This is a genomic window from Pantoea rodasii, assembly GCF_002095465.1.
Lineage (GTDB): Bacteria > Pseudomonadota > Gammaproteobacteria > Enterobacterales > Enterobacteriaceae > Pantoea > Pantoea rodasii.
Genome location: NZ_MLFP01000027.1, coordinates 22,182 through 28,428, shown reverse-complemented (window position 1 = coordinate 28,428; position 6,247 = coordinate 22,182). Strand labels below are relative to the sequence as shown.

The following is a 6,247-nucleotide window of genomic DNA, read 5'->3' as shown; positions in this document are numbered from 1 at the left end:
TGCGGCTCCAGCCCGCAGCCGGAGCGTTGCCAGAGGGGAAAGCCGGGCAAGCATACTCTCAGACTCTCAGCGTCACGGGTGGCACCGCGCCCTATCGCTGGCAGCTGAACGGCGCCCTTCCGCGCGGCCTGAGTTTTAGTGACGGACAGCTTTCGGGAACCCCGCAGGTCTCCGGGAGCAGCACGTTCAGCGTTCTGGTGACCGATGCAACCGGCAGGTCCCTGCAGGCGGGTTACACGCTGGAGATTGGCGCATCGGCGCCGTCCGCTGCCGATCACGCCGCCACGGTTTCCGCCGGCCAGTCGGTTACTGTAAGCCTGACCACTGGGGCGACCGGCGGTCCGTTCACCGGCGCCCGCCTGCAGGTTCAGCCGGACAGCAGCCTGGGTAAGGCTTCAGTCCAGGCTTCCGGCACCGATTATCAGCTCCTGTTCACCGCCGCCGCGCAGGCCAGCGGAACCCTCACACTCCGCTATGTTCTGACCAGCGCCGGTGGTTCAACATCGCCAGCACTTATTACCCTGACCATTACCGCGCGCCCCGACCCTTCAAAAGATGCTGATGTCATCGGCATGGTGAGCGCGCAGTATCAGGCCGCGCAGAATTTCGCACGCGCACAGTTGCGCAACTTTAGTAACCGACTGGAGCAGCTGCACCGCGGGGTTGACCTGCCCTCTGACATGACCGGCGTCCACTTTTCCATGCCTTCTTCCGGGCCGGAGCGTAATGCGGACCAGCAAATGTGGGGCCAGGCCTGGCAGCAGCAGAAATCCGGCCTGAATGACGCGCAGGCCCGGCCAGACGTTCCCGCGTTGTCTTTTGCTCACGGGCAGCAGGCACAGCGGGTGTCGTACTGGACGGGCGGCTATGTCGATTTTGGTGGCGACAATGCGGATGGGGTGCGCTTCAGCCACACCACCGTGGGCGTGACAACGGGGGCCGACTATCGCTTCACCGGAACCTTTACCGGCGGAGCGGGCATTGGCTTTGGCCGCGACGTCAGCGACATTGGTGACAGCGGCACCCGTACGAATGGGCGAGCGCTCAGCGCGGCCATTTACGGCAGCTATCACCCGGGTCCCTTCTTTGTGGACGGTTTGATGGGGCACGGCACGCTGAACTTTGACAGCCGCCGTGCGGTCACGGATTCCGACGCCGTTGCCCGCGGTTCCCGCTCGGGCCGTCAGGTCTTTACGTCGCTGACTTCGGGTTACGAATTTCGTACAGCAGACAGACTGGTTTCACCCTACGCCCGTCTGCAATACACTCGTACATGGCTGGACGGCTTCAGCGAGTCGGGCGCCGGTGCGTTCAGCCTTGCCTACGCACCGCAGACGGTTGCGCAGGTCGTAACGACCGCCGGAGTGCGGGGTGAACGCACTGTGCCAGCCCGCTGGGGCGTAATGCGCCTGCTGGCGCGCATCGAGTATGCTCAGACGCTCAGCGACAGCGGCACCGCGCGCGTCGGTTATGCAGATACCGCCGATGATACCTGGCGCGTGGCGCTGACAGAGGCGAGCAGGCAGGCGATGATGGTCGGCACCGGCATCGATTTTCTTCTGCCATACAGCATCACGCCGGGCATTGCCTACCAGGGAACGCTGGGACTTGATGCGCAGCGCACGCGCGATCAGATGGTGATGATCCGGGTCAACATCGGCTTTTGACCACTGGATACCCTACACGGGCCAGGTTCCGGAAAGTAATCGCGCCCGGTGGCATATCATCACAAAAAACCTGATGACGACAGTACTGCCTTCAGAGGCTCAAAATTCGCATCAGCAGCGGGCAGTTCAGGCCCGCAGATTTTTATTAACAGATAATTTAGTCAGTTTTCAAAACATACGGACGGCATAAGCGCCGTCCGTTTTACTGTAGATTAGTGCACCAATAATGTTTTTGCTGGCTAGTAAGAGCCAGACAGCAATGGCGTAGAGCTGAGCTGAATAACCCACTTAGCCCGGATGGATTGCAGAATGTTGAGCACTTCATCTAAATCATCTCAATCTGCATGGCAGGTTACTGACCTGCATTATCAAGCGTTGAGTTATTCGGTGTTTTGTCGTGTTCTGCATCAATAGCGTTACGGCAGTCTTCCGTAGTTCTTGGTTCGGAAGCTTTTTTGCATAATACCGTCTTAGCCTGACGTTCCTGTTCATGGGATTTATACCAGTCGATACTTTTAGTATCTTCGTCATTACAGCCCGTGATTAACACTGACATGACTAAAAGTGAAAATAATGCTCCCGATTTCATAATGGCTTCCTTTTATATAATGTTTTCATTAGGGAGTATAGACAAGATACGACATAATGTAGTCCCTTGGTCAAATTGAGGTCTTTTTGAGGCGAATTAATGCCACGCTCATTTAAAAAGCATCTTTGATATTATTTTGTTAATAAAAAACACCAGTAAAATAACAGGTAAAAAATACCTTACCTTAAGTTGATTTCCTTTCGATGCATCGCACAAAACTCCTTAATATATAAATTCATGAACCTAGTGAGTGAGCCTTTATACAACATCATTGAAAATATGAAAGCTGAGCCATGCTCATAAAAGGATCAAAGAAAGACAATAGGCTAATTCATGAAGTACTGATTTCATTCGGATGTATGTGCTTAACCGCAGTTAAACTGAGTGATTATTGCTGAAATGCAAAAGTACCCTTCAATCTTATAGTTACATCCATCACCCTGACAAATCATCACGCAGCTCAATTAAATCGCCTTTATTTACGCTGCGCTTAAAATTTTTATTAAATATCCCCCACATTGCGTGACAAACATCACATTTTTGCCAGGCTTAATTAACTCATTAATCATGGAGGTCGAAATGAATTCATTCACTAACAAAACGCTCATTGCTCAGGAATATCCTAAGCCGCCGTTTAAACAGCAGCATCAGCCGGTTCCTGGGCTGGCAAGTGAGATGGATCCGCGCCCCGATCATGGTGAAACCAGTTATCGTGGTACTGGCCGTCTTACTGGCCGCAAAGCGCTTATCACAGGCGGAGATTCAGGTATTGGCCGTGCCGTCGCCATTGCCTACGCACGTGAAGGTGCCGACGTCGCCATTAATTATCTTCCGGATGAAGAACAGGATGCAGCGGAAGTCGTCAAATTAATCGAAGCGGAAGGACGTAAAGCCGTCGCTATACCCGGCGATATTCGGTCGGAAGCATTTTGTCAGCAGTTGGTTAAAGAAGCTGCGTCAAAATTAGAGGGGCTGGATATTCTGGTGAATAATGCCGGACGTCAGCAATTCAACGAATCGATTCGTACGCTTCTACCGAAGATTTTGACGCAACATTTAAGACCAACGTTTATGCCATGTTCTGGATAACCAAAGCGGCTCTTGAATATCTGCCCGCGGGCTCTTCCATTATTAATACCACCTCAGTGCAGGCTTATAAGCCCAGCGCCATATTGCTGGATTATGCCCAGACCAAAGCGGCGATCGCGGCCTTTACCAAGGCCCTTGCCAAGCAACTGGGTGAGCAGCAGATTCGCGTGAACGCCGTGGCGCCCGGTCCGTACTGGACGGCACTACAGGTCAGCGGTGGCCAGCCACAGGAAAAATCGAGCAGTTCGGTGCCACGGCTCCGCTGGGACGCCCGGGACAGCCCGCAGAAATTGCACCGCTGTACGTGACCTTTGCTGAGTCCACAAACAGCTTCACCTCCGGGCAGGTGTGGTGCTCGGATGGTGGCACCGGCACCCTCTGACAGTCATCAGGATTCTGGAAGGACGTGGTCGCATTTGCGGCCACGTTGTTGTCTCAGACTACAGGGATGAAAAATGAATAATCAGGTATTACATTCGCCGATGCGCGAAGAGGGTTTTGCCCGTCTGGGTGACTATGCAGCCATTGGTGAAGGACGCTCGGTAGCGTTAATCGCACCCGATGGCGCTATTGACTGGTGGTGCGCCCCGAATCTCGACTCCCCTCCTCTATTTGACCGCCTTCTGGACCCGGAAATAGGCGGTTTTTTTCAGATCGAGCCTTCAGAGGAGTACCGTACTGAACGGTCCTATCGTGCTGACAGCAACGTGCTTGAAACCCGGTTTATGACGCAGACTGGCAGTGTGCTCATGACGGAATCGTTAAACAGCACGCTGGCCGGCCGCCTGCCCTGGAGCGAACTGGCGCGCCGCATTGAGGGTATTGAAGGAGCCGTTACGCTAAACCTTACGCTCAGATTCGGCACCGTTGCAGAAACCCGTTCTCCCTGGCGGGACAGCACTGAACAGGGGGATGTTTATCATCTGGCTGATTTGATGGCGATGCTGCGTACCAGCGATGACTGGCAGATTACCGAACGCGACGATGGGCTGATCCGCGCCACGCTGAGCACGCGTCCCGAAAGCCGGTCGCTGGTTGCCCTGCTGGTGACAGAACGCGAACCCCTGGCAGTCCCTGATTTGAACGCCATTGATGCCCGCATCGAAACCAGCCACACGGCCTGGCGTGACTGGACCCACAGTCTGAGCTACGAGGGGCGTTATGCCGATCATGTCCGACGCTCTGCGCTGTCTCTCAAATTTCTCTGGTATTCCCCAACCGGTGCGCTGGCCGCAGCGGCCACAACATCATTACCCGAGGGCATTGGCGGTGAGAAGAATTACGATTATCGCTACGCATGGGTACGCGACGCCTGTCTGATCATTAAATCGTTTGTTTTCCTGGGTGCGCTTGAAGACTGTAAGGCAGCGTTTTCATGGCTTTCCAAAACCATCATGCGCCACGGCACCCAGCTTCGCGCCTGTTATACGCTAGAGGGCGGGGAAGTGCCTGCTGAAAGCTACCCGCCTTTGCGCGGTTACATGAATTCCCTGCCGGTTCGCATTGGCAACAACGCACGCGATCAGGTACAGCTCAGCATGTACGGCGATATGCTGGCAACCGCTGAACTGTTTATCCGCGCCGGCCACATTCTGGACCTGGAAACCTCCCGCATGCTGGGTAAACTCGCAAACTACTGTGCAGATCAGTGGCGTCAGAAAGACAGCGGCATCTGGGAGTTACCGGATGAACAGCATTACACCCACTCCAAAATGGCCTGCTGGCTTGCTCTGGACAGCGCAGTCTCGCTGGCTGAGGCCAAACATATTGAACCGACCTGGATGCATCGCTGGCAGCGCGAGCGCGACCGCATCAGTGAATGGGTTGAGGCGCATTGCTGGTCTGAAGATAAGCAGGCGTACCTTTTCTATCCGCACAGTGAAGGCAAGCTCGATGCCTCTCTGGCGCTGGTGCATCACTATGGCAGCACGGTTAATCCTGAACGCATGCGCGCCACGTATCGTGCCCTGCAGCAGGACCTGGGCAATGGCAGTGCGATGCTGTATCGCTACACCGGCGTTGAACAAGAGGAAAGTACGTTTATTGCCTGCTCTTTCTGGCTGGTAGAGGCAATGGCGGCACTGGGAGAAACGGAACAGGCCGAACACGCGATGGAAGAGATTCTGGACAAGCTCTGTCAGCGCGGGAACGTAGAGACGTTTAATGAAATGTTTGACGTACGCAGCGATGAATGGCGCGGCAATATGCCACAGGGGCTCAGCCATCTGGCTCTCATCTGTGCAGCACAGGCGATAACCGACCATGCCTGAAGCTACAGGTCTGTGCGTTAACGGCCACGGCTTCGTCTATAGCGCATCAATACTCATCTGTGGAGCATCCACGTAGCCTCAAAAAAGGAAGACTTTTCATGATCCACGGAATTGAACATATCAGCATCGCCGTTTCTGATTTATCACAGGCTGAGGAGTTCTTTATTGGTGCTCTGGGCGCCTCCGTGCTCTATCGCATAGTCCCTCCAGCAGATACGGATAACTTCATTCCGGGCAAAATATGGCCCCCCTGAATGGCTTTCCAGCAGAACTGAACCTTACCGGACTGTCCATGCTGCGGTTAAAAAACGGCTGTAATATCGAATTATTTCAGACAGAACCGGCCGCAAAAAATCGCTCCGCGCACCCGGCTTCGCCGGGCATCAACCATTTCTCGCTATATGTTGATGACATTCATCAGGCTGCCGAAAGCATGCGTTCGCACGGCGCGGAAATGTTTGACGGCCCCTCTGATTGCTTTGCGCAGGAAGAAGGTACCGGAAATCAGACATGGTTTGGCATGACTCCCTTTGGTGTCCTGATAGAGCTCATCACGCTTCCCTCAGACATCCGGTATGACGCGGACGCCACTGAAAAACGATGGATACCTGAAGCCTGAAATCCACTACCGG

The 6,247-nt window shown here is 54.4% G+C and carries 5 protein-coding genes and 1 pseudogene; 5 read left to right on the top strand and 1 reads right to left on the bottom strand.

Annotated features, from left to right (window positions below):
* On the top strand, positions 1 to 1,667 hold a 1,667-nt coding region (locus HA45_RS21630; RefSeq protein WP_244563507.1), incomplete at its 5' end, for an autotransporter domain-containing protein.
* A 352-nt stretch (positions 1,668 to 2,019) separates the two neighbouring features.
* Here HA45_RS21630 and HA45_RS21625 read toward each other — a convergent pair.
* Positions 2,020 to 2,256, bottom strand: a complete 237-nt coding sequence (locus tag HA45_RS21625; RefSeq protein WP_100702954.1) for an EexN family lipoprotein — start codon at positions 2,254 to 2,256, stop codon at positions 2,020 to 2,022.
* A 579-nt stretch (positions 2,257 to 2,835) separates the two neighbouring features.
* Here HA45_RS21625 and HA45_RS21620 point away from each other — a divergent pair.
* From HA45_RS21620 to HA45_RS21610, 4 genes and pseudogenes are all read left to right on the top strand, one after another.
* Positions 2,836 to 3,727 (top strand): annotated as a pseudogene (locus HA45_RS21620) (SDR family oxidoreductase).
* A gap of 73 nt (positions 3,728 to 3,800) precedes the next feature.
* Positions 3,801 to 5,615: a glycoside hydrolase family 15 protein gene (locus HA45_RS21615; RefSeq protein ID WP_100702956.1), complete on the top strand. Its 1,815-nt coding sequence runs from the start codon at positions 3,801 to 3,803 to the stop codon at positions 5,613 to 5,615.
* Positions 5,616 to 5,713: 98 nt separating this feature from the next.
* Positions 5,714 to 5,869, top strand: a complete 156-nt coding sequence (locus HA45_RS28400) for a VOC family protein (RefSeq protein WP_244563506.1) — start codon at positions 5,714 to 5,716, stop codon at positions 5,867 to 5,869.
* Positions 5,857 to 6,234 (top strand): VOC family protein, encoded by a 378-nt coding sequence (locus HA45_RS21610; RefSeq protein ID WP_244563505.1) that lies wholly within the window; start codon positions 5,857 to 5,859, stop codon positions 6,232 to 6,234. The genes HA45_RS28400 and HA45_RS21610 overlap by 13 nt, the downstream gene beginning before the upstream one ends.
* Positions 6,235 to 6,247 lie beyond the last annotated feature (13 nt).